We start from the raw sequence: 26042 nt of genomic DNA, 5'->3' as shown, positions 1-26042 counted from the left end.
CTTGTGAATTTGGAAATCCTATCAGTTGGTTTCAGTCAATCTCTAGAAAGAGCAGGTTATGTTGGAGGTATGTATTTGGTTGATTTTTAAGTTTAGGGTTAAAGATTTTTTTGCCGTTTTTAATATTGTTTTTTTAATATTTATTGATACAATGTTTTGCTTATGTTCTTTTTGTTTTTTCGAAACAATTGTTTTGTTCTGAAATTGATGTTTTGGATTATCGGTGTGTTAATTTTTTTTTAAATATTCTTAAGTAGTCAGGAGCTTTGGTGTGTATTACCTGTATAGACCAACAAAAGTATTGTGGATAAAGAAAGGCTCATAAGATTTTTAAACAATCAATCTTCAATTAAAGAGAGGCAAGAAGTGGCCAATTGGCTGGAGGAACCCCAATCAAAGGCTGAGCTGGAGGAGTTAATGAAGGTTTCCTGGGAAAAGACTTCCTCTGCAGAGGGAGAAGAAGGAGTCGAGCGGATCTTGGAAGGCATCCATAAGAAGATAGAGAAATCTCCAGCGGGTCAAAACAAACAAACCAGGATTCAACCTATATGGGGCAGGTTTGTAAAAGTAGCAGCTTCCCTGTCGCTTTTGGGGCTTTTGGCCATTGTAGGCTATCGTATGGGCAAAAGGGATGTTGTAGAGGAAAAGATCGAGGCTCCTATAACTTATACGAAGGAGGCCAAGAGAGGCGAGAAGCTAAAACTGAGGTTGCCGGACCAGACTTTTGTCATACTCAACGCCAATTCCAGCATCAGCTACCGTTCGGATTTTGGCCGTACTGAAAGAAGGGTGGCCTTAGATGGCGAAGCTTTTTTTGAAATCACCCCGGACAAAGAAAGGCCCTTTAAGGTGACCACCGGTGAAATAGCCACAACAGCTTTGGGTACCGCTTTTAATGCTTCATCAAGACATGAAAAGGTCGAAATTTCCCTTACAGAAGGAAAAGTAAAAGTGGAGCATTTAAAGGATAAGGCTGTACAGCCTGTGGTCCTTAGTCCAGGACAGATGGCGGCTGTTGCCCCCTCAGAAGATGGGGATATCGCTGTCATGGCATTTGATCCAATCAAAGTGACCGAATGGAAGGAGGGGAGGATAAGGTTTAAAAGCAAAACCCTCAAAGAGGTGGTGGAGGATTTGGAAACTTGGTATGGAATGGACATTCAGCTGGACAGGCGCATCAACGCGAGAAGAAAAGTATCCGGTGTATTTGATAATGAGAGTTTGGAAAACATCCTGAAGGGACTGACTTTCTCTTTGGGTTTTCAATATGAAATCCATGAAAATAATGTGACCATAAAAAAACAATGATTGCCTATGCAAAAAAAGACAGGACAGCCTTCCATCGCCAAATGAATAACTGTCCTGAAAGTTTCAAGTGACTAACCTTAAAACATTCAACAAAATTATGAAAAGAAAATTACTAGACCTAATCAAAATGGTGTCTAAGAACCTATTATATGGTATTCTCATACAATGTATGATGCTCTCCACTTTGATGGCTAAAGAAGGAAGTGCCCAAATAAAACCTTTGGATAAGTCATATGTGAAAATGGCCAGCCGATCATGGACGGTCAAAGCACTTTTTGAAGAAATGGAAAGTAAGACGGATTACGTCTTCGTGTATCCGGACGATATAATAGAAAATAAGCCCAAAGTAAAATTGGCCGGAAAAAGCCTGTCCGTGGAGCATGTGCTGACGGAGGTGGCCAAGGTCACTGGATTAAAATTTAAACAGGTAAACAACAGTGTTTATGTGGGCAGGCATCGGGATATCGCCATCGCGCTGGAAAACATCCGGGCAACCATTGGTGGGCAGGTCACCTCAGCCAACGAGCCTGCGGGGATTCCCGGGGTTACGGTAAGGTTAAAAGGAAGCACCACCGGAACGATTACTGATTTGGATGGAAAGTATTCCATTGAAGTGCCTTCAGAAACTTCTATTCTGGTCTTCAGTTCTATCGGGTATGCCACTACCGAAGTGGTCGTTGGTTCGAGGACCGAAATTAATGTGCTTCTGGAAGAGGATACCAAAGCACTTGATGAAGTAGTGGTGGTAGGCTATGGACAGCAAAAGAAAGCCAGCCTGACAGGAGCGGTAGCCTCATTGAAATCGGAAGATTTGGTTCAGGTTCCTGCGGCAAATACTTCCCAGTTATTGACCGGTAGGGTTCCCGGATTGATCGCCAAGCAAACTTCTTCCCTTCCCGGTTCTGATGGAGCGACATTGAATATCCGAGGCTATGGATCTCCGTTGGTTTTGGTAGATGGGATACAGATGGGCCTTGCAGGGATAGATCCTAATGACATAGAAAGTATATCTGTACTAAAAGATGCTGCAGCGGCAGTTTATGGGGCCAGAGCAGGAAACGGGGTGATTTTGGTGACCACCAAAAGAGGAGCATCAGAAAAAGCAAGGATCAATTATCATGGCAATTATACCCTTCAGGAAGCAACGGCATTTCGTCAGCATGTAGGCGCTGGGGAATGGGCTTCTTTGATGCGGGAAGCAGAGTTGAACCTTGGGATGAACCCTACTTATTCTGAAGAAGAGGTGGCCAAATTCCAAGAAGGAACGGAACCGGGGTATCAAGATCACCGCTGGGTGGATGCCTTGATCGATAATTTTGCTCCTATGCAACAGCATAATTTGAGCGTTTCTCAAAAGAAAGACAATGTCCGTTATTATACCTCTTTGGGTTTCACGGATCAGGAAAGTGTATTCAGGTCCAGGGATTTTGATTATAACCGGATCAATGTGCGTTCTAATGTAGACGTAGAGATCAACAAAAACCTGAATTTTGGCCTTGATATATCTTATCGGACTGAAAACACATCGCGGCCTCTGAATGATTTAGGTATTATCTGGAACGACCTTCAGGTGGCCCAGCCCAGGTACCCAACCGAATTGCCTGATCCGACCAGAGTGCCCTATACCGGGTTCAATGAAAGAAATCCCATAGCAAGAACTTACCGTGATATTTCCGGTAACTATGACTATAACCAGCAGTACTTTACCGGAATATTGAAAGGGGAATATAAAATCCCCGGTGTTGAGGGCTTGGCAGTTCGCGGTCAGATGAATGTGATGAACCGAACCCAGTACACCAAAAACCTGAGCACTCCTTATGACCTGTATGAGTACGATTATGCTACTGAGGAATACGTTTTCAAATCCAGGTCAGGTTCTGATATCAGATTATCCGAAAGTAATAACAGGTACCTACAGCTGTACCCTATGGCTTCCATTAATTATGACAGGAAATTCGGCGATCATGCTGTAAAAGGCCTGTTATTGACCGAATCTATCGAAACCCAGTCCAATAGCTTCTCAGCAAGTAGGAGGGATTTGATTTCTGCAGAGGTTCCCCAGTTAAGTACAGGAGGGGACCAAAATATAGGAGCCAGTGGTGGAGCCAGCGAGGGTGGACGTCTCAGTTATGTTGGTAGGGCGAATTATTCGTATTTGGATAAGTATTTATTCGAGGCCACGTTCAGATATGATGCCAATGCGCAATTTGCCCCTGATACCCGATGGGGATTTTTCCCAAGTGTATCGGCTGGTTGGAGAATATCGGATGAGTCCTTTATGGATGGTACAAACAGCTGGTTGGAGGATTTGAAAATCAGGGCTTCTTACTCCCAGCTGGGCAATGATCGCAATATCAGTGGCTATCCCTACATCACCGGATATGATATTATTGGAGGAAGAGGTTATTTGATCGGGGATGTTTTAGAGCGGGCCTTGCGCTCCACGGGCCTTCCCAACTTGGGCGTGACCTGGGAAAACATGACCATCTATAATGTTGGCTTGGATTTTACCGCTTTTCAGGGAAAATTGACCATTGAGGCAGATTATTTTGACCGTACAAGAGAGGGGATTTTGGCCAGAAGAACAAATGCGCTTCCTTCTACTGTTGGGGCCGTGCTTCCGCAGGAAAATCTTAACAGTCAGCGGATAAAAGGGGTAGAGGCCATGGTGAGGTACCGTGGTTATGTAGGACCGGTAAAATTCACTATCAGCCCTAATATTACGTATTCCCGTTCTGAGTGGGTTCATTATGAGGAACCTGAATACACCGATCCGGATGATATTCGCCTAAATCAGCTTTCGGGCCAATATACCAATAGAAGGTTCGGTTATGTATCCGAAGGGATGTTTATGAGCCAGGAGGAGATTGAAAACCATCCTATCGATCAGGATCAGAATGGAAACACCACCCTGATTCCCGGGGATATCAAGTACAAGGATATCAACGAAGACGGCGTGATCAATTCACTGGACAGGGACGTGATCGGAAGGGGGAGTTTTCCGGACATGACTTATGGGCTTAACTTGAATACGAGCTATAAAGGCTTTGTCTTGGATGTGTTGTTTCAAGGTGCTTCAAAGTTTGACCTTATGGTTTCCAGTTCTGCCCGGTACATGTTTGCCAATGGATCCATTCCTTTGGAATACCAGGCCAAATACCGATGGACTCCTGATCCAAATGATCCTTCTATCAATATCAATCCAGAGGCCAAGTTGCCCGCAGCTACCATTGACGGTACGGCCAATAATAAGCTGACTTCAGATTTTTGGCTGCTGGACGGTACTTACCTCAGACTGAAAAACATCAACTTGGCCTATAACCTTAAGCAGGAATGGACAAGTAAAATAGGTTTGAGCAACGTACAGTTCTATTTGTCCGGTACCAACTTGGTGACTTTCTCTAAACTGGGGATTTACAAAAATGCCCTGGATCCGGAGACACCTTCGGGAAGAGGTAATTATCCACTTCACAGAAACTACACCTTGGGATTGAGATTTAGCCTTTAAAAATTAGAAAGATCATGAAAACAATATATAAAGTACTTTTAGGTGCATTGACCGTGGGCTCGCTTCAGGGCTGTGTGGATGCCCTGGAAAAAGAACCGAAAGATATTATTTCTCAAAACGCCGTATACAGAGATCCGGCTTTGGTGGATGCCTTATTACTGGACCTCTATGCCAGAACACCATTTCAGCAAACTGGAGGCCAGGCAGATTTCAATATGGGGCTGATGGCAGGGATGGGAGCAGAAAGCCGTCCTTTTGGAGCTTGGCAGACCCCTTATTCAGCCGCGATTAAAGTTTATGATGAAACGGGGGCCGGGGCATTGAATTACTGGCCTTACGATGAAATCCGTATTGCCAATCAAATGATCGAGGATATTACGGTGTCTGATTTCGATCAGGAATACAAAGACCAACGAATAGCAGAAATCCGTTTTTTAAGAGCGGTGATGTATTTTAAGATGGCCAAGCGGTTCGGGGGAGTTCCGTTGGTGGTGGATGTACAGGATGTGAACGCTCCTCTTGAAGACCTTTGGGTGGCTAGAAATTCAGAAAAGGAAATTTACGACTTTGTTTTGGCAGAGCTTCAGGGGGCTTCGCAGGTGTTGCCTGAAAGCTACGAGGCAGCAGATAATGGTAGGCCAACCAAATGGGCAGCAACGGCCCTAAGAAGTAGAGTGGCCTTGTATGCGGCCAGTATTGCGCGGTTTGGGACCGTTCAGTTAGATGGTTTGCTGGGAATCCCAAGCGGAGAGCAGCAACAATACTATACCATAGCCAAATCGGAAGCAGAAGCAGTGATCAATTCAGGGCAGTTTGCACTGTACAATAAATTCCCGGATGACCCGGCCCAAAACTTCCATCAGTTGTTTATCGATGAAAACAACAATCCAGAGCCTATATTCTCTGAAAGATGGGATTTTGCGCTGAACCGGGGGCATAGTTGGGATAACCTTTGTACTCCAGCAGGTTTCAATTCTTCCTGGAATTCCAACTTTAATGTATTTGTAGATCTGGTGGAGATGTTTGATTTCGTAGATGGCAGGTCAGGAGCAATTGACAGAAGCTTGTATACGGCGGACAATTCTTGGGATATTGATGACTTTTTTGGAAACAGAGATCCGCGGTTCCAGGCATCCTTCTTTATCCCGGAAACGGAATGGCAGGGAAAGCTGGCCTATTTTCATACCGGAACTTTTGCTACCATTGACGGGGAGCGGCAGTACCTTACCAGTGGGAATATTGGAGAATGGCCTGCGGCGGCAGAAAGAAGAAACCGTATCCGAACGGGTGTTTATATTAAAAAACGCGTGGACGAGTCATTTGTGGAGGTAGCCGGAGGGCAATCCAGTACAGATTTCCATTACCTGAGGTTGGCAGAAATGTATTTGAACCTGGCTGAGGCGAGTTTTTACTTAAATGAGCCGGTTGATGGACTTTTGGCCATCAATAAAATTCGTGAAAGGGCTGGAATGCCACTATTGGTTACGCTAAGTGAAGATGCTATCCGCCAGGAAAGAGCGGTGGAGTTTGCTTTGGAGGAGCACCGTTATTGGGATTTGAGAAGATGGAGAATTGCGGATGACTACTTGGATGGGCGAAGGCTACAAGGCTTTGATTATAAGTATGACTACGACACAGAGGAATACTATATTACTTTGACCAATGCGGAAGCTCAAGCAAGGGTGTTCCAAGAGAGGCACTATTACTTTGCTTTGGGTAGGGGCAAATTGGCTGAGAACCCGAATTTGGTCGAAAACCCAGGGTATTAATTGCCCCTTATTGAATTAAACAAAAAGGCCGGTTCATTTGACCGGCCTTTTTATGGATGGTACAGCAATCTTTGATCTTTGATTGTATCTTCACGAAAAATTATCATAATGAATTGAAATATGAGTAGAAGTTATTTGATTGGTTTTTGCTTGCTTTTTTTTATGGTTTCTTGCGCCAAGAAGTCCACAGAGAGCAATAGAAGTAAGGCAAAGCAGGACAAACCCAATGTCCTGTTGATTTACACGGATGATGTGGGGTATGGGGATATCGCCACCTATGGGGGGAATATCCCTACGCCCAATATTGATAAGTTGGCGGAGCAGGGCATGCTGTTTACCAATGCCTATGCTACGGCGGCTACTTGCACGCCATCGAGGTATTCCCTCTTGACCGGTGAATATGCATGGAGGGCTAAAGGCAGAGGGGTAGCTCCTGGGGATGCTTCTGCGCTGATCCGTCCAGGGGTAGAGACCTTGCCTGCAGTGATGCAGCGGGGAGGCTATCGTACCGCGGTGATCGGAAAGTGGCACTTGGGCTTGGGAGGAGATGAAGGGCCTGATTGGAATGGAACACTTAAGCCGGGGCCACTGGAAATCGGTTTTGATTATTCCTTCATCATTCCGGCAACAGGAGACCGTGTCCCTACGGTCTTTGTGGAGGATCATCACGTGGTCAATTTGGATCCCAATGATCCGATCGAGGTCAGCTATAGAAAAAAAGTAGGGGACAGGCCCACGGGAAAAGAGCATCCCGAAAAACTGAAGATGATGTGGTCCCACGGACACAACCATACGATTGTCAATGGCGTCAGCCGGATCGGTTATATGGCAGGTGGCGAGTCTGCCCTTTGGAGGGATGAGGATTTTGCCCAGACCTTTGTGGACAAGGCCGCCGATTTTATTTCAGCTACATCAGAAAAGCCGTTTTTTATGTATTTCTCCACCCATGATATCCATGTGCCGAGAATTGCCCACGAGCGTTTTCAGGGAAGCACCGGTTTTGGTCCTAGGGGAGACGTAATAGCCCAATTGGACTGGACTGTAGGAGAGCTGATGAAGCTGTTGAAGGAAAAGGGGCTGGAAGAAAATACCATGGTCATATTTTCCAGTGATAATGGTCCCGTGCTGGATGATGGATACGAGGACGATGCACGGGAAAAGTTGGGTGATCATCAACCATGGGGAAAGCTTAGCGGAGGAAAATACAGTGCCTTGGAGGCAGGTACCAGGGTGCCTTTCATTGTGAAATGGCCTGCGGCAATCAAAAAAGGAGCTATTTCACCTGCGCTTTTCAGTCAGGTGGATTTGTTGGGGTCCTTTGCGGCCCAATTGGAAGTAGCGTACAATGAACAACAGGCCATCGATACGGAAAACCAATGGAAAGCATTGATAGGAAAGGACCAAGAGGGAAGATACGGTTTGGTGCAGGAGGCCCTGTTTGGTAACTTGGCTTATGTCAGGCAGGATGGATATAAATATATCCCAGCCAATAATGGGCCTGAAATGGTGCCTTGGGGACCAAAAATCAAAACCGGTTTTTCCAAAGAGGATCAGCTGTTTGATGTCAAGGCTGACCCAACAGAAGCCAATGATGCCTCCGTTCAATTTCCACAGGTAGTGGAAGAAATGAAGACGGAGCTTGAAAAAATAGTCGGTAAATAGTTTTTCAGAACAGGTAAGATCTTCTACAGACCTGACAGGTTTTCAAAACCTGTCGGGTCTGTTTTAATTAGTAAGTCGAACGGCCAAAGCGCAAAAATAATACGGGATTGCGTCAGTTTGGTGTAAGGGTTTCTTGGAGAAATTAAGTTAATTGCCCGAATGTTTTAAATGAAAATAACGATGATACCTATTTATCAAAGACTGTGCATGCTCACAGTAATTCTTAGCTTTTTTGCCTGTCAGCCCAAAGAAGAAAAAGCTACAACCACTCCTCCAAATATCATTTATGTCTTGGCAGATGATATGGGGTTTGGAGATGTAGGGGCCAATAATCCCGAGAGTAAAATAGCGACGCCTCATTTGGATCAGATGGCGGCGGCAGGGATGCGTTTTACGGACGCCCATACTTCTTCTTCCGTATGTACACCTACCAGATACGGGATCTTGACCGGTAGGTACAACTGGCGATCCCGACTGAAGGATGGGGTGCTTTGGGGAGATTCCGAAGCCCTGATCGATTCCACCAGGGCCACCGTGGCATCCGTGTTGAGCCAGCACGGTTACCATACGGCATTTATAGGGAAGTGGCACTTGGGCTGGAATTGGGGAAAAGATGCAGCAGGAAATATTGATTTTACCCAACCGGTCACTTATAACCCAAATGACAATGGCTTTGATTATGCCTATGGGCATGTAGCTTCCTTGGATATCCCTCCTTATGTCTATGTTGAAAACGGAAAGGTAACTGCTGTGCCTACGGATTCTACCCAAAGCAAGGACAAGTATGGCTGGTGGAGAAAGGGAATGACCTCACCTGATTTTGATCATTGGGATGTGACGCCGAATTTCTTTAGAAGAGGGATTAGCTACGTAAAAGAGCGGGCTACTACCGGCGAGCCATTTTTCCTTTATCTTCCTTTACCATCACCACATACGCCTATTTTGCCCACTGAAGAGTGGCAGGGAAAGAGCGGTCTGAATCCTTATGGGGATTTTGTGATGATGGTGGATGATTATATGGGGCAGTTGTTGGCGGCGGTAAAAGAAGCCGGGATAGAGGAGAATACCATGATCGTATTTACCACGGACAATGGGGCTTCTCCGGCTTCCCAGATCGGGGAACTGATCGCCCAGGGACACTATCCAAACGGAGTGTATAGAGGGCATAAGGCGGATATCTATGAAGGAGGGCACCGGGTGCCATTTATCGTCAAGTGGCCCAAGGTAGTGACAGCAGGAAGTGTCAACGAGCAGACCATCTGTACTACCGACCTGATGGCTACCTGTGCAGATCTCGTAGGCTATCAGTTGAAAGACAATGAAGGGGAAGACAGCTACAGCTTTCTCCCTTTGCTAAGTGGAGAAAAAGTGGAAGGTGACTTTAGAGAGGCTATCGTTCACCATTCTGTAAACGGCAGTTTTGCCATTCGGAAAGGGGAATGGAAGCTGGCCATGACGGCAGGCTCGGGAGGATGGAGCTACCCCACTCCCAAGGAAGTGGAAGCCATGGGAGACAGTTTGCCTCCTGTCCAACTCTTCAAACTCAGCGAAGACCCAAGCGAACAGAAGAACTTACAAGCCGATTATCCAGAAAAGGTAGAGGAGCTTCAGGCCCTACTGACCAAATACATTAAAGAAGGAAGAAGTACCCCCGGTGTGTCCCAGGCCAATGATGGCGAAAAAGTATGGAAACAACTTTGGTGGATGCAATAAAGTGTGTTGAAAAGAAATAATCCTAAAATTGTTAAGATGAGAAGCAAGCTGTTAATCCTTAATGTTTTGTGTATGTTTTTTTTGGTCATGGGTGTTAATGGCCATGCCAAGGATTACTATGTACACCCCACCAAGGGAAGGGATACAAATTCCGGAGGGAGTCCATCGGAAGCTTTTCAAAGTCTTGATAAGATCAGGCAGTTGAAACTAAAAGCTGGTGATAGGATTTTGCTGGCTTCTGGAGAAGTATTTGAAGGAACGATCAATTTAAAAGGTATAATGGGAGCAAAAAATGCTCCCATTGTTTTTCAGTCTTTTTCATGGGATGGAAAGGGGGATTCCAAGGCAGTGATTGATGCGAATAGCCAGGATGCAGGGATAGTATTGAGGGATTGTTCTTGGATAAGTATCGTCGGATTGGAGATCAAAGCAGATGGTTTTTTGGAGGGGATGGAGCAACAAGCAAAAATGAGGTGTGGGATTTTGGTGACCAACCAAGAGTCGGAAAAGGTGGAGGGAATAGCAATCGATGATGTTTATATCCACGATGTATTTTTTGAGAATCCGGGGAAAAACCGGGGAGAAAATGAAGTCAAAACGGCAAATGGAACACAGCGTTACGGTTGGGGTATCAGGGTGATCAACAGCAATCCTGAGCGTATGATTCAAGAGGTAAAGATCAGTAATTGTAAGGTTGAAAATGTAGCCCATACGGGAATCAAGCTGACCGGCAAAAATCATAATATACAGCAAGTCACCATCAGCAACAATGAGGTGCTGCGGCCTGGTGGACCCGGCATTCAAATGTCAGGGGTTCGCTTTGTCCATGTGACCAACAATAAGGTGCACTATTCCGGGAGTCCAGATGACAGTAGAAAGTGGGGCCGGGGAAGTGGGCTCTGGACTTGGGGATCATCCCATGTAATGATAGAGCACAATCAGTTTATGCATGCCAACGGACCTGCGGACTCGGCAGGAGCACATATTGACTTTAATTGTGACAATGTGGTCATGCAATACAACTTCAGTGCTTTTAATGCCGGAGGTTTTTGTGAGATTTTGGGAAATAACTTCAACTGCTCCTACCGGTTCAATATCAGTGTAAACGATGGACATAGGGAAAAAGGGGTAGGGGGAGCTTTTCAGGAAGGGAAAGTTTTTTGGTTAAGCGGCTATCAGGGTAAAAAAGCCAGAAAGGGCCCGATTAATTCCTATTTCTATAATAATACCATTTACGTCAGTAAAGACCATACCGCTAAAATTGCCATTGAGAATAATTCCAGTGGGATTTTGATCGCCAATAATATTTTTTGTGTGGAAGGCGGAAGTAAGTACGTGTTGGGAGACCAGTACAATCCTGATGACGGAAAGGGGAATGTGAGCTTGGAAAACGTGGTTTTTGAAAACAATCTCTTCTACGACAAGAGCAATTGGCCAAAAGAAGCGATGATCTATGACCAATCTCCTATTTACGGAAATCCCCAATTCGCGAGTGCAGGAGGAGAAAAACCGTCCGACTATATCCCCCACAACGTTGAATTGGTAAAGCAAGGGGTAGAAGTGAAAAGGATAAAAGGTGATGCTTTTGGTTTGCTCAGGGGGCTGCAAATGCCTACTGATTTTCTGGGACAGGAAATAAATGGTGCCAATTTTATCGGGGCCATTAAACCTGAATAAAAAGAGGCTGCCTCATCATTATGCTTTATCAAGATCACCAAGCTTTGCTCCTGATGACCTGTTTACTTATTATGAGGTAGCCTCTTTTAGGTAATTGGAAGAAAGGGCTTAAAAAGCCCTTTCTTCCAGATGTTCGTCCAAATCGATGGCTTTTACTCCGGATTCAAGCCATGCCGGAGCGGCTTTTCCTTTCAGGTGATGGTCAAAGAACTCCATCATGCGGACACTGTAATCTTTTTTGTTTTCCAGTTTGGACAGTCCATGGTTTTCACCTTTGTACTGCACCATTACTACAGGCTTTTGCAGCCTTCTCAGTGCATTATAATATTCCAAGCCCTGGGTGAAGTCTACCGCTCCATCCTTGTCATTGTGTAACATCAGCAAGGGGGTATGCACGTTTTTAACATGGTAAATTGGACTGTTCCGTTCATAGGATTCCCAGTTTTCCCATGGCCCTCCCGTAAATCTGCCTTGGGAGGACTCAAAGATGGCCATATTGCCATTTCCGGAATTCCAATAAATGAGGTCATACATGGAAATCATATTGGTCAGGGCCGCTCCAGCGGCAGCCGCTTTGAACATATCCGTTTGGGTAATGAGAAAAGCGGTTTGATAACCTCCCCAGGAATGTCCGTGAATGCCGATATTGGAAGGGTCGATGATCCCGGTTTCAATGGCGGCTTTTACCGCAGGGAGTACACACCAAACTGCGGACATACCTGGATCATCCAAGGTATAGGTGATGTCCGGCATAAATACCGCATATCCATTGCTGGTGTATACATTGGGGTTCCAGCCTGTGCCGCTAAAATTTGGGGGGATCCAATTGTGAAGGTTGGCCGAGAGTTTTTCATAGTAATACACAATGGTTGGGTATTGCTTGCCTTCTACATAATTGGCCGGAAGTAATAAAGCACCTTGTAATTTGTCGCCCTTGTCCGAAGCGTAATCGACTAAACGCACTCCTGAAGACCAGGAATATTCCCCCATTTTGTTCGGTTCCTTGGTTAATTTTTCAGGCTTTTCCAAGCTGGCATCCCAGGCATAGTACGCCGGGGGGGTGTTGAAGGACTCTCGGGAGTAAACAAATTTCTCTGCATTTTGGGCCTTACTGAACTGGCCCACCATGGCATCTTCCCATATCAATACTTCTGGTCCCGGCTGAAGCCCGGATTTGCTTCCCTTTAAGCTGACAATACCGCTTTTTTTGGTCCATTCCCCATAAGCCCTGAAGTACTGCTTTTTGCTTAGATCTATTCCTTTTTCATCCGGATAGATTTCGTACCTGCCCTGATACCTTATTTGTGTAACTTCCCCATTCAAGGTTAAATTCACAGCTTTTTTCTTTTTATCCACCGGGATCTGCCAGATATCAAAATCGGTTTTTAGCAATACGTACTCGCTTTCCCTGTCCCAGCCTATAGGATAATTCATAGGTAGGGAGAGGTTGTGGTCATCGTCATGGTTGACAAAGGAGGCTTCTATAGTAGCCGTAAGGTTGATTTCTTTGTTAGTATCCAGGTCAAAAATATAGAAGTCCCCATCTGTGGCAAACAGGACTTTGGTACCGTCGGGTGAAGGCTTGGGTATGCTTGCCCCAGAAGGAAGGTGAAACTTTTTCTTCCAGAGTTTCTTTGCTCCAGTCCTTACGTCAATGATATAGAAATCCCTATAGTTTTTTCCTGTCAGGTTGCTCTGAAGCTCATAGGGCTTTGGGTCAGACGCCAAAGCATAATGCTGTTTGGGTAAAATTTTGAGGTCGGAAAGTGTACTGTCCTGAAGGGGGATGTGTTTTTTGTTTTCAGTGTGGTAGGCAGCCATCAGGCTTTTTCGCTTTTCACTATTTTCCAGTTTTTCCTGACGGGACTGTAGCTGCTCATCCTTCCAGTGCCAAATGGTCATATTCGGCTTGCTGGCATTATTAGGTTGTTTTTTGGGAGTACTGGTTGCCTTTTCCATTTGGGAAAGTGCTTTTTTTAGGTCTGCCATGGATTTTATGGTGGTGTCTGCCCTCAAGGATGCAATTTTCTCCGACTCGAGCGCCTTTAGGGAATCCTTGTTCACTTTTGCCTTCTCTTCGGGTTTTTTGGCCAGTTCTAGCTCATGGATACCATAAAAGAGCAGTTTGAGATCTTCAGACCAACTGGGTTTTTGATTTGGGCTAATGGTATATTGGGTGGGGAAGCTTGTGCTGTCCTTTTGGAGGTCAAATACAATTATTTCCGGTGACTTGGGGTTTTTAATGCCCAGGACAGTTCCAAGGTCTTGTTTGTACTTTTTATCTGCAACCATTTTTAATGCCGTAAAAGCATTGCCCTCCTCGGTCCAGTCAAGGGACTTATAGCTGGCCTCATCACTGTCAAGAACTTGCGTACGGTTATTGGAAACATCCCATAGATAAATGCCATTTCCTGATTTATTGGCTGCATCTACCGTATAGGCCAAATATTCACCGGGTTTGTTAAAGGAAAATTCAAGTACATTTCCAATATTTTGCTTGGTTCCTGTTTCCAGATGATAAATCAGCAAATCTGACCCTTTGCCGCTTCCACCTTCTTTTTTAAGGTTAAGGGCTAGGTGTGTACTGGCTTCATTATTAAAACTAAAGCTTTGTATCTTGTCGAAAACCTCTTTTTTGTCCTCCTTTAGGTCAATAAGGATGAGCTTATTGGACAGATTTTTAGCTTTTGATTTGTCCTTTTTATCCTTGGCATTGGGGTATTCCATAAAGGCCAGCCACCGGCTGTCTTTAGAAAAGGCCAGTCTAGGGTTGCTGGTTTCCCCTACAGGATAGGTCTTTTCTTTTGCATCGGTGTCAATGGATTTTAAGACCAGTTTGGCATTCCCTTCCACTTTTTTTGTCAGGTAGACAAACCATTTGCCATCGGGGGATAATTGGCCGCTGCCAGCCGCCAAGGCTTCCCAATCCGGTATTTCTTCCCAAGAAAGGGGTTTTGGGCTGTTTGGTGGTGTTTCAGTTTCTTTTTCTTGCTGTGCAAAGGAGTGGATACCCATTAATAAGCACAGAAAAATCAAGGAAATACGTTTGTTCATTAATTCGAATTTTTGCGGTTTATATTCTTTTATAATCAAGACCAGCTAAACTGGGACATTTGGGCGTTTGCAGCAATCAGGAGATCGTAAAATTAAAGATTTGGCCATGAAGTCAATTGATAATTTATAGGAGCGGTTCATTGCGCTGAAAATAGGCGAGAGGCCAGTGGTGGGAAGTCAAGGGAACAGACCATTGCCTGTAGAGGCTAAAAAAAGGACACAGTCCAAAATTTCCTTGGACTGTGTTAATTGTAAAAAGAAGTTAAAGCGTAGTTAGAATGCCGCTAATTCAGCAATCCTGACTCCCACCGGGCTGCCATAGGAATCATGAGCTACTAATTTTATAAAGCGTGCGTTTATAGGTGCAGGGAATACGAATTGTTGCCTTCCCTTGCTGGTGGTAGCCAAATAGTCTCCAGCATTCGTCCATGAACTGTTGTCTTCAGAGACAAATACTGTGAAATTCTTTAGCATAGCATTAGTGGCTTTTTGATTTTGAATAATAGAAACTCCCTTAATCTTCAAGGCAGTGTTCATATCAACAGTGATGTGGTGAGGAGGAGTAGGTTGGCTTCCGTACCAGCCAGAATGCCAAACGGTCGAGATGTCATTGTCAATCAAATCGTGCGCCCAACCTGAATCTTCAAAGTCATCTTCTTGAGATGAAAAGTCTATCACAGACCAATTTGATTTGTCCAAGTCATCATAAGTGATTTCATTCAAATCAATATCCGGTTTGCCGTTCACAAAATTATAGGGATAAGAGGTTTTGATGGTTCGGCCATTTTCATGTACAAATGTCATCCGTAAAGAGAAGGGATGTTCCTTGAAGTGCTCATCAATATCGCTGAGGGCCATTTTGAAGGAGACACTGTCTGCTGTTCCGGTCTGCATGATGTCTCTGGAAGCCCAGGAAATTGCATTATAATCCGCGTCATTCGGATTGGTTTTCGGATCATTGTAAACGATTGCTCCTTTTACCGGAACGGAGCTGGTGAATTTGGTCTGCACGTAAAGGTAGTCGGTGTCCGCGTAGATCCGCTGATGCTTGATTTCAAGTACAGGTGCTTCCTGATAAAATTCAAACGGTGCGTTATTGGTAAAAAGCTCGTTATACCTAAGGATTAAGGCCGAAGCTTTGGTGAACTTTATATCGTCCGGGCTTTTCCAATAGGAGCTGTTGCCATTGCCCATCATGGCGGTGAAGTTGTCCGAAACTTTCTGACGGTTATGGGGCAGGTTGAGGCCATGTCCCAGCTCATGGATGGTGCCGCCTATCCATTTATCATCCACCGTAGGGAAACCAACATCGTCTACCCATTTGTCCATATCGTAGCCTCCAGGATAGTCTCTGGTAAAGGCAAATTTGCCCAGACCATAGAAGGGCACCCCTGTGCCGTCTTCATGTTTGGGGATAAAGACCAGAAAATGCTCACTGGTTTTTTCTTCTGGATGTTCTTCAAAATAAGCTTTGATTTCCTTCACGGCTTTGTTTCCGCCTCCCGAATAGGGGTAGTAAGTGTGGTCCTCTTTGGCGTGAATGACCTTTACATCTACGTACCCTGGAATACTGTCATGTTCTGCCAAACCGAAAGTCCGGTTTCCGAAGCCATGAGAAAGAAGCTGCTGGGCATAGTAGTCCTGCATGTGTTTCAATGCCCCTGACAATCTCCTTTCATACTCCAAATGGGGGGCCATGTCATTTGGAAGGAAATAAATGACATTGAGTTTTTTTTGATGGGGAAGGGAGAGCTTCTTTTGATAAACATCAAGGCTCTCTGATCCGGCTAGATCTGCCTCATCGCATGAATTCAGTAGGGTAATGGCTGAAAGGCATAGCCCGGCCACCCTAGAAAAATGCATCTTTTTCTTGAACATAATAATTTTGTTTTTAAGGTTAGTCAGGAGTAATATTAACTAAGAAAATAATAAAATGAATATATTTCTAATGGGATATTATAAAATAATCTTTCATTATTTATAAGTTTATTTTCTGGACTTTCCAAATTCTTTGGTTCTTGCTGAAATGAGGCGGTGTTTTTTTAAGTAAGTGAGTTTTACTGTCTTTTTCTTACCAGGTTGGCTGGAACTTTCTTTTATGAAAAAATAAAACTTGGTGTTTTTGTTTTAGGCCAAAAGGTCTATATTTATAAAAGCGAGTATAAATATGATATAAGGTTTTTAGCAAAAGGGTATGGAAAAGGATTATTGCAAGGGAGATGCTGAACTATGGAAGGAGATAGTAAAAGATGGCAGAAAGGGCTTTGCTCATATTTATGATACCTATTCCAATGATTTGTTTAAGTACGGTTTCAAGTTTACTCAGGATGAGGATTTAATTCAAGATGTTATTCATGATGTTTTCGTACACATATGGAGTGTGAAAGACGGGGTCAATATCCAAAAGTCCATCAAATTTTATCTTTTCTCCACCTTCAGAAGAGAGATTATCAAAAAGGTAAATGCCCGGTATAAGAGGGATTCGCTAGAAGAGTATCATGCGAAGTTTTTGTGGGAGGAATCTTTTGAGGAACTGCTACAGAGGAACAGGATCATAGCAGAATCAAGTCTGAAAATTACCGAGGCTTTGGAAAAGTTGCCTTTACGGCAGAAAGAAGCCATTTATCTTCGGGTAATTGAAGAGCTGGATTATGGGGAAATTTCAGAATTGATGGGGGTACAGGTGCCTTCCATTTATAATCTGATTTTTAAGGGGATTCGGACATTGAAAAGTAGTCTCGATATAAGAAAACTGGCGTTTGTGCTTTGTTGTTTGACTCCCTTTTCCAGGTTTTTTTGAATTATTTTTTGGTGATCACATCAAAATCACCCTTCTATAGCGTGTGGCTGGCTGTGTTTTATTAGGGACTTATGTCTGCTTCAATTTCAGATGATCCATTTAGATTCTATTTATTGACTGTTTTTTATTCGGAATATTATATTGTTTCATTTTTATTTTGTGTAATGGCTGTTGCTCATAGTATGTTAGTTCGATTTATTAGGTTGAAGGGGTGGGTAAATAAAATATAAAATTTTTTTGTTTTGAGCGATGAGATTTTAGGCCTTTTGTACTCTTTAGGTCAGTTGATCAAAAGAAATGAAATACTATACTAAAATAGAAGATTTATTGTTTGACCCTTCTTTTAAGGAGTGGGTGCAAAAGGGAGAGCCAAAAGAAAATCTGAAGTGGACAGATTGGGTGGAGAGCAGTGATTTTAACGGGCAGTTGTACCAGCAGGCAAAGGCAGTGATTAAAGCCTTGGACCATCAGGGAGATTCATGGGAGGATGTCAAACAAAAAGGATTGTTCGGTCGAATTGAGCAAAGTATTCAAGGCAAGACAAAAAAAGAATTGCCTTTTCAAACACGTGAAAAGGGGGGATGGGACTACTCTTGGTTGAGGGTAGCGGCTGTTCTACTATTAGTATTTATGGCATCTCTATCATTTTTGAAAATCCAGACCAACGATGAGCCTGAAAAAGTGGTAAGAGATAAAAAGATAATCGTTAAATCAAATCCGGCGGGTCAAAAATCAAAGTTGTTTTTACCTGATGGCAGCACGGTGTTTTTGAATGCGGCCAGCCAAATTTCCTATTTGGAGAATTTTGGAAAGGAAAATAGGAATATCACTTTGATAGGCGAAGCTTTTTTTGAGGTGGCACATGATACCCTTTTGCCTTTTAGGGTGCAGTCCGGTGAGATGGTGACCGAGGCGGTAGGGACTTCCTTTAATATCAATGCCTATCCTGAAAATGGACCAAGTGTGCAGTTGGCCACAGGGAAGGTCAGGGTCTACCGGGTAGAGGATGAAGAGAAAGATATTTTTTTGGAGCCTGGGGAAGCAGCGGTTTTGCAAAAAGCAGGAATTAACAGAAGTAAATTTGATCCATTCGCTGCTTTGGGGTGGAAAAAGGGCGTGTTGAGTTTTACCAATATTAGATTTTCAGCGCTGAAGCTATTGTTGGAGCGTTGGTATGCTGTCGAAATAAACATGGAAAACCATCCTCAAAGAGATGAGAAAATATCCGGAGAATTTGACAATGCCTCCTTGAAAAATGTATTGGAAAGCCTTGGCTATACTTTGGGGTTTGACTATTCAATAGACCATAAAAAAATAACCGTAAAATTTAAAGAAAATGCCGATGATTAAAACCTGACAAAAGAGGCCAATGAAAGTTCATTGGCCCGATTTGGTAAATAGCCAAGTTTCTCAGGCTTTAGGCTATTTGCTGATGTTTTACAGTCCGATATTAACTACAAAACACTCAAAATTATGAAAAAAACATTACATGCACTGTGTATGATAGGAAAATACTACCTATACGGCTTTGTGCTTCAGGTGCTTTTTTTGAACCTGCTGATGGCAGGTCCTTCCAAGGCCCAAGAGTCACTGGATATCAGTAAGGTCTCACTAAGTCTTGAGTTGAAGGAGGTTTCTTTGAAAGAAGCCTTTGATCAAATCAAAGCCAAGACCCAGTTTAAGTTTATTTATAAGGATGACTTGGTAAGAAACCTTCCTCCGGTAAGCCTGAGTGCCCATAACCAGACTTTGGAGGAGGTTCTCCTAAGCTTGGCAAAAAGCCATCAACTGGCTTTCAAGCAGGTGGACAACACACTCAGCGTAAAGGAAAATAAACAAAAGAAGGTCGTGTCGCCCATTAGGATACAGATCAAGGTAGGTGGCAAGGTCACTGCCCCGGACGGAATGCCTATTCCAGGGGTAACCGTGGTGGAGAAAGGTACCGTAAACGGCACTGTGACGGACCTTGATGGGATGTATTCCATCTCTGTTGAAGACAATGCAGCACTGGTATTTTCATTTGTAGGATACCAGAGCAAAACGGTTCCTGTCAATAACCTTTCAGAACTCAATGTGAGTTTGGATGAAGATGTAGGAGACTTGGAAGAAGTGGTAGTAGTCGGCTACGGTACACAAAAGAAGTCCAATCTAACCGCAGCTGTGGAAATGGTTGATCCAAAGGTGCTGGAAAACAGGCCGGTGAGGACTGTGGCGGAGATGCTGGAAGGCTCAGTGCCTGGTCTTAATATTCGCCTAAATTCAGGCGCACCTGACGCCACAGCCAGTTTAAACATCCGGGGTTTTACCGGTTTGGGTACTTCACAATCCCCTTTGGTTCTGGTAGATGGAGTAGAACAGGATATCAATACCTTGAATCCGAATGATGTAGAGTCTATTTCCGTGCTAAAAGACGCCGCAGCCTCGGCTATTTATGGTTCTCGTGCCCCTTATGGGGTTATTGTGATTACGACCAAAAAGGGGAAGAAGGGCAGTCCCATGCAAGTGGACTATTCGACCAATGTGCAGATTAATAGTCCTTTTATGCTACCCCGCACTCAAAATGCATTGGACTTTGCCTTGGATATGAATGATGCTTTTTACAATTCACAGCAGGTGACGGGCTTTTACCCTCAAGTGACCATCGACAATATCAGAAGGCATATAGCAGGAGAAATCCCCAATAATAGCAGGATTGGCGAAAGGGATGGGGGAAATGCAGAAGACGATATGCGTTGGGAAGCTCATAACTATGCCCATAGCAATACCGACTATGTAGGAGCGGCCTTTAAGGATCATTCTGTCAATTCCACGCATAACTTGACGATCAAGGGTGGGGATCAGAGCACGACTTATTATTTGGGTTTGGGCTATAATTCTAAGGAAGGAGTTTACAATACCGACTTGGACAAGTTTTCCAGGTACAATGCCATGCTGAAAGTGGATACTGATATCAATAAATGGATCAATGTAGGCTTGAATGTGCGGTATTCAAATATTAAAACCACCCGTCCAAATTTTAGGGGGGCAGCCGGTACGACGGGCTCTGACGGTAATTTATGGAATCAGATCAGTTATTTTCCCAATGTCCCTATCAAGAATCCTGACGGCAATTACCACTGGTTAAGTGCTTTTACTGTATTTGATGGCTTGCAAGGGAATTTTGAAAGCAATGAAGATGAGCTTTGGATGACGCCCAACCTGGTGATCAAGCCGATGAAGGGAATGACCATTCGTGGCCAGTATTCCAGAAACATCACTTATAACAATGACCGATCGACCACATTTGAAGTGATGGTGGATCAAGGGGACGGTACGTTCAGGAGATCTGCCCGTTCTGCGGCCTATAATGAACTGGACAGAAGGGAAGCGAACCGACATTACTATCAGGCGGATTTCAATGTGGAGTATAAGAAGGACATCCAAGATCACCATATGCTTTTCCTGTTGGGAGCGCAACAGGAGTATAACAAATTCAACGCGATCAACACCAGCAGAAGGGATTTGTACAGCAAGGAGTTTCCTGTGCTGAGCAATGCTTACGGGGACAGTTTCTCTATGACGGAACGTCTTTTCCAATGGGCGACAAGAGGTGTCTACATGCGCGCAAGCTACAATTACCAAAGCAAGTATTTGTTGGACTTCAATGGACGATACGATGGCTCTTCACGTTTTGCAGAGGAAAACAGGTGGGCCTTTTTCCCCTCCGTGTCCGCAGGTTATAATGTGGCCATGGAAGACTTTTGGCCTGTTAAAGACATTGTCAATGTTTTCAAACTGACAGGTTCTTGGGGGAAGTTGGGTAACCAGCGCTTGGATGTAAATGGAAATGGGGGAACCAATGATAACGAGGATTTGTACACGTACCAGCCTGTTTTTGGTACCAGTCCCACCACCAGGTCGATATTGGAAGGTGGTCGACAGCCTTATGTGGTATCTCCACCACTGGCACGGTCCGACAGAACTTGGGAAAAGCCTCAATCCATTGGGTTTGGAGTAGAAGCTGGGCTTTTTCAAAGCAAGTTGAAAGTGGAATACCATTGGTACCAAAGAACCACCTATGATGCTTTGGGTGTAGCAGAACAGCTTCCAGTGGTTCTGGGGACAGCCGTGCCCAGTGCAAATAACGCGGTGACAGAAACCAGAGGTTGGGAACTCTCCCTGGACTGGGAGGATGAGGCTTTTAATATTGCCGGTGCTCCATTACGCTATGGAATCAGAGGGGTATTATCAGATTATATAGGATATGTTGTGGAATACGGTCCAGGTAATGAAGCTGGATTGAGAGGGGGAACCTGGACACCTGGAGAAGTCTTTGGACAAGTATATGGGCAAAGGTTTGAAGGCATCGCACAAAATAATGAAAACCTTACCAACTGGGTGGCCAATGGCAACGGGTTTTATTTTCCCGGAGACGTGTTTTATAAAGACCTTGATGGAGACGGAATTATCGGAAACGGTTCTGGAGGCTACTGGTTTGCCCAAGGAGACAGAGAACTGTTGGGCTATAACTACCCAAGATACAAATATGGCGTGTTCCTCAGGGCTGGTTGGAAAAGCTGGAACCTGTCCGTGTTCCTGGATGGGGTAGGCCAAGAGACCCGCTACGTCAACAACGACAGGGCCATGGGCCATGCTTCAACTACCGGTTGGTCTTCCAGAACGGCTTATGACTTGCATAATGAGCTGGGCTATTGGTCAGTGGACAATCCTGATGCGTTCTTCCCTAGGATATATCAAAACGGAAAGAATGTCAACATGGTAAATGACCATTATGCCTTTGACCTTTCCAACCTTAGGATCAAGAACATCAATTTAAGTTATGGCTTTAACCCGGAACTTATCCAACGGATTGGATTGAAAAGGGCTTCCATAAATGCTTCGGTTGAGAACTTAGGATTTATTTATAACAACTCCTGGCTTAAGCTGGATCCCACGCTTATTCGAAGCGGGGTAAGCGGGTACCCTACTTCACAAACGGTTTCTTTTGGCCTTAATGTCGGATTTTAATCATGCACCCTAAAAAGATGGAGAAGATGAAAAAGTTGAATATATACTTTATGTTGCTGGCCTTGTGTACTATCATGGCGGCATGTGATGATGATTTTCTGAACTTACAACCACTGGATAGTTTCAGTGAAGAAGGTTTTTTTAATAGTTCCAGTGACTTAAAGAGCTACGTCAATGCGTTTTATGATAACAATATGCTCTTGAGGACTGTGGGGAACAACAGAGTTCTTGGTGCAGAAAACGGAACAGATAATTTGGTGGATGCGGATCCTGCTGGTAGAATAAATACTCGAGGGGTTTCGGGTGCGGCCCCGGGCTCTGTAGGCTGGAACGGGCATTATAATTTTATCCGTAGGGCAAACTATTTTCTGGAAAATACCTATAAAGTGCCAAGGGATATACTGTCTCGACAATATACCGGTGAGGTGTTTTTTACCAGGGCAACGATTTATTTTAACCTGTTGAGTGACTATGGAGGGGTGCCCATTATTACAAAGTCGCTTAACATTGACAGTGAGGAACTTTATCGGTCCAGAGATAATAGGGTAGCCGTGGCAAGGCAGATCATGACTGATCTGGATTCTGCGATCGCAAACCTTTCCTGGAAATCCGCTGCAGGCGACGGGAGGATCAACAAGGAATCAGCATTATTGTTGAAAACCCGGGTAGGGCTTTTTGAAGGCAGCTGGGAGCGTTACCATGGAGCAGAGGGCACTGTATTTGCTGCGGAAGGCAGTGATGGTACAGAATTTTTGCAGGCAGCGGTGGAGGCCGGGGAAGCATTGATTGCTTATCAGGGAGGTAATATTTACCAAGGTGATTTGGTGGAGTTATTCCAGCATAAAAGTTATCAAGGGGTTTCTGGGGCATTTTTCTATCGTGTATTCAGTCAAGAGGCTTCCTTGACGCATAATGTCTACGGGAATTTTAACGAAGGTACGGGCATGGGCATTACCAAACAGCTGGTGGATGCCTTTTTAATGGCCGACGGGCTGCCTGCTGAACTTTCCAGTTTGCCTTATGATGATAGCAGTTTGAGGTCCTTGGGCCAAAACAAGGATCCTCGATTGTCCCAGACGATTTGGACCAGGCCTGTAAATGATGAGGAGAAAGGCATTCGTTTCTACGATGTATTTGATGTGGCTAATGATCCATCAGGGGGATCCCAACACGCCTATAAAACCAGTTATCCAGGAATTATCCAAAATCAACAGAGACAGCCTTCTCCAACAGGTTATCGGCCATGGAAGGGGGTGTTGTTTGATGTGACGGAGTGGAGAAATGGGGAAACGTCTGATTTAATCATGAGATATGCAGAAGCTTTGCTCAACTATGCGGAGGCCAAGGCTATTTTGGGGAATATAAGTCAGGATGACCTGGACAAAAGTGTCAATTTGATCAGGCAAAGGGCTGGTATGCCCAACATGGATCTTGCTGCCATCAATGCCTGGCCGATTTCCTATTCGGTCAAGGATGGGTTTAATCCCGAGGAAGCCAATATAGTCAACGAAATAAGGAGGGAAAGACGGATTGAGCTGGCTTTGGAAGGATTTCGATGGGACGATCTTAGAAGGTGGGCCATGCTTGAAGAAGTGTTCAATGGGTTCAAGCCTTTAGGTGCCCATGCCCAGGAATTTATAGCTTACTGGAATAATGAAAACGGACTGATAGAGGAAGAAGGTTTTCAGTGGGTAAGTATCCCGGATGTAGCCATTGTAGAAGGCAATAATTATGGATTGGATCAGACTGGGACTTATTTCAATCCTTTCTTTAATCATGCTGACTTTGGTAATGCTGGAGCGGGAGGTTTTGTGGAGTCTACCAGGGATTACTTGTCTCCGATCGGAACAGAAGAAATAGAAATTTACCAAACCAAAGGAGGGGTGACCCTCGAGCAAAATCCAGGTTGGTTTTAAGTGAAATTTAAACTACAGAAAAGATGAAAAAATATATTATAATATTTGTCGCCCTATTGGTAGGAGGATTGATCTCCTGCGACCCTAGAATAGATATGGATATGGCGCAGTGGGGAGACCAGGCATTTATCCAGAATGTACAGATTTTTCAACATGAACTAAGGGACGATTTCCACCTTGCAGAATATTACAGTGACGACCAAGAAACTACTGGGGTCAGAAGGGTTATTGTCAGTGGAACTTCACTGGAAATAGACAATGAAAATTTTATCGCGACCATTACGGTGCCGTCATTGGACGCGTTGACCGAAGCAGGTTTTTTGATCACGCACAGAAGTCAGTTGGTAGAACCATTGAACGGGGCTCCCAAAGGTGGTGTTATTTCAGACCTTTCTTTTGGTAGCTTTGTTTACAGGTTGCATTCCGCAGATGGGACCACGCACGATTGGACCATCAATATTATTGACTGATAGAAATAGATCTGTAGACTAATAGCAGCAAATCAGGTAGGACCATTAAAAATGGATCCTACCTGATTTCAAATTTATATATCGGAGCATTATGAAATTTAAGTCAATTTCAGTAGCCATTTTATTGGTGCTGATAGTAGGATGTGCTACGGCACAGAAGGAAGTGGTTTTGTCTACAAAGACACAGCCCGTAAGTGTTGAAAACATCTTTAAGACAGAAGGTTATTATAACTGGGGAGGTTCGATTGTCAAAGGGGAGGATGATCAGTACCATATGTTTTATTCAAGGTGGCCCAAAAGTACAAGATTCTCAGGTTGGTTGGTCTATTCTGAAATAGCACATGCCGTCTCAGATCATCCTTCGGGGCCTTGGACGTATAAAGAGACTGTGTTGCAAGGGAGGGGCAAAGGACACTGGGATGCTATTACCGCACATAACCCTAAGATCAAGCATTTCGAGGGGAAATATTACCTGTATTATATAGGAACTAATCTAGGAAACCGCGCGGATTATACGGAAGGGGATTTGATGGAAACCAGCTTAAAAGGCTCCAGTCACCCAAATTGGGGTATACTTAGGCCCAATATGCGAACAGGGGTTGCAGTGTCTAATTCATTGGAAGGGCCTTGGGTAAGGCAAGACCAAGCGCTTATAGAGCCTTCTGGACCAATTACTACATTGGCCGTAAATCCGGCCATTGACAGAGGAAAAGATGGAAGATACTATTTGATAATAAAAGGGGACAAGCCCAATCAGACCAAATTTATCAGGAATCAGGCCATAGCCATCAGTGATAGGCCGGACGGGGATTTTGTAATTCAGCCTAAGCCTGTTATCGGTGATTTGGATACCGAAGATATGTCCTTGTGGTATGATGAGCAAAGGGAAAAGTATTACGGGATTTTTCATGCCCATACTTTTTTAGGCTTGGTTAGCTCTGTGGATGGTCTACATTGGGGAAAAGCCCATGATTATGAAGTGATGAAAAAGGCCATTCCACAAAGCAACGGAGGGGTGATCAAACCGGATAGGATGGAGAGGCCATTTGTTTATGAGGAAAATGGTGATGTCATAGTATTGGGAATGGCAGTGAAGAAGGGTGATGACTCCTATATAGTGACCATTCCTTTAACAAAATGATTTCGGCAGTTCTGATG

The 26042-nt window shown here is 44.3% G+C and carries 14 protein-coding genes; 12 read left to right on the top strand and 2 right to left on the bottom strand.

Annotated elements, in window-relative coordinates; translation table 11 throughout:
- The first annotated feature begins 303 nt into the window (after positions 1–303).
- The 6 genes from ACYVAA_RS10475 to ACYVAA_RS10450 all read left to right on the top strand — a co-directional run bounded on the left by ACYVAA_RS10475 (position 304) and on the right by ACYVAA_RS10450 (position 11637).
- Entirely contained in the window at positions 304–1308 is a 1005-nt protein-coding gene (locus ACYVAA_RS10475; RefSeq protein ID WP_460541306.1) for a FecR family protein, read from the top strand.
- 97 nt (positions 1309–1405) lie between these two features.
- Complete coding sequence (locus ACYVAA_RS10470; RefSeq protein ID WP_460541304.1) at positions 1406–4816, top strand: TonB-dependent receptor; 3411 nt, start codon at positions 1406–1408, stop codon at positions 4814–4816.
- Positions 4817–4830: 14 nt separating this feature from the next.
- Entirely contained in the window at positions 4831–6585 is a 1755-nt protein-coding gene (locus tag ACYVAA_RS10465) for a RagB/SusD family nutrient uptake outer membrane protein (protein WP_460541302.1), read from the top strand.
- Between the two features lie 120 nt (positions 6586–6705).
- Positions 6706–8247, top strand: a complete 1542-nt coding sequence (locus ACYVAA_RS10460; protein WP_460541300.1) for a sulfatase family protein — start codon at positions 6706–6708, stop codon at positions 8245–8247.
- A gap of 207 nt (positions 8248–8454) precedes the next feature.
- Positions 8455–9960 (top strand): sulfatase family protein, encoded by a 1506-nt coding sequence (locus tag ACYVAA_RS10455; RefSeq protein ID WP_460541298.1) that lies wholly within the window; start codon positions 8455–8457, stop codon positions 9958–9960.
- 36 nt (positions 9961–9996) lie between these two features.
- Entirely contained in the window at positions 9997–11637 is a 1641-nt protein-coding gene (locus ACYVAA_RS10450; RefSeq protein WP_460541296.1) for a right-handed parallel beta-helix repeat-containing protein, read from the top strand.
- Positions 11638–11745: 108 nt separating this feature from the next.
- On the opposite strand, the gene ACYVAA_RS10445 is transcribed toward ACYVAA_RS10450, so the two are convergent.
- Together ACYVAA_RS10445 and ACYVAA_RS10440 are read right to left on the bottom strand one after the other, a co-directional pair.
- Positions 11746–14691 (bottom strand): S9 family peptidase, encoded by a 2946-nt coding sequence (locus ACYVAA_RS10445; protein WP_460541294.1) that lies wholly within the window; start codon positions 14689–14691, stop codon positions 11746–11748.
- 273 nt (positions 14692–14964) lie between these two features.
- The gene (locus ACYVAA_RS10440) at positions 14965–16569 is read right to left on the bottom strand and encodes a discoidin domain-containing protein (protein WP_460541292.1); all 1605 of its coding nucleotides are present in this window, start codon (positions 16567–16569) and stop codon (positions 14965–14967) included.
- Between the two features lie 316 nt (positions 16570–16885).
- Between ACYVAA_RS10440 and ACYVAA_RS10435 the strand changes: the two genes are divergently transcribed.
- The 6 genes from ACYVAA_RS10435 (at position 16886) to ACYVAA_RS10410 (ending at position 26025) form a co-directional block, all read left to right on the top strand.
- Positions 16886–17491, top strand: a complete 606-nt coding sequence (locus ACYVAA_RS10435; protein ID WP_460541290.1) for an RNA polymerase sigma factor — start codon at positions 16886–16888, stop codon at positions 17489–17491.
- A gap of 297 nt (positions 17492–17788) precedes the next feature.
- Positions 17789–18841: a FecR family protein gene (locus tag ACYVAA_RS10430; protein ID WP_460541288.1), complete on the top strand. Its 1053-nt coding sequence runs from the start codon at positions 17789–17791 to the stop codon at positions 18839–18841.
- Between the two features lie 123 nt (positions 18842–18964).
- Positions 18965–22498 carry a SusC/RagA family TonB-linked outer membrane protein gene (locus tag ACYVAA_RS10425; protein ID WP_460541286.1) on the top strand — a complete coding sequence of 1178 codons (3534 nt, stop codon included), beginning with the start codon at positions 18965–18967 and terminating at the stop codon, positions 22496–22498.
- A 26-nt stretch (positions 22499–22524) separates the two neighbouring features.
- A complete protein-coding gene (locus ACYVAA_RS10420) occupies positions 22525–24414 on the top strand; it encodes a RagB/SusD family nutrient uptake outer membrane protein (RefSeq protein ID WP_460541284.1) in 1890 nt (629 codons plus the stop codon).
- 23 nt (positions 24415–24437) lie between these two features.
- A complete protein-coding gene (locus ACYVAA_RS10415; RefSeq protein ID WP_460541282.1) occupies positions 24438–24884 on the top strand; it encodes a hypothetical protein in 447 nt (148 codons plus the stop codon).
- A gap of 91 nt (positions 24885–24975) precedes the next feature.
- The gene (locus tag ACYVAA_RS10410; protein ID WP_460541280.1) at positions 24976–26025 is read left to right on the top strand and encodes a glycoside hydrolase family protein; all 1050 of its coding nucleotides are present in this window, start codon (positions 24976–24978) and stop codon (positions 26023–26025) included.
- Positions 26026–26042 lie beyond the last annotated feature (17 nt).

The sequence above is a fragment of the Echinicola sediminis genome (assembly GCF_054777495.1).
Note: the sequence above shows the minus strand (reverse complement) of the source record. Positions and strands in the feature narration are given on the sequence as shown.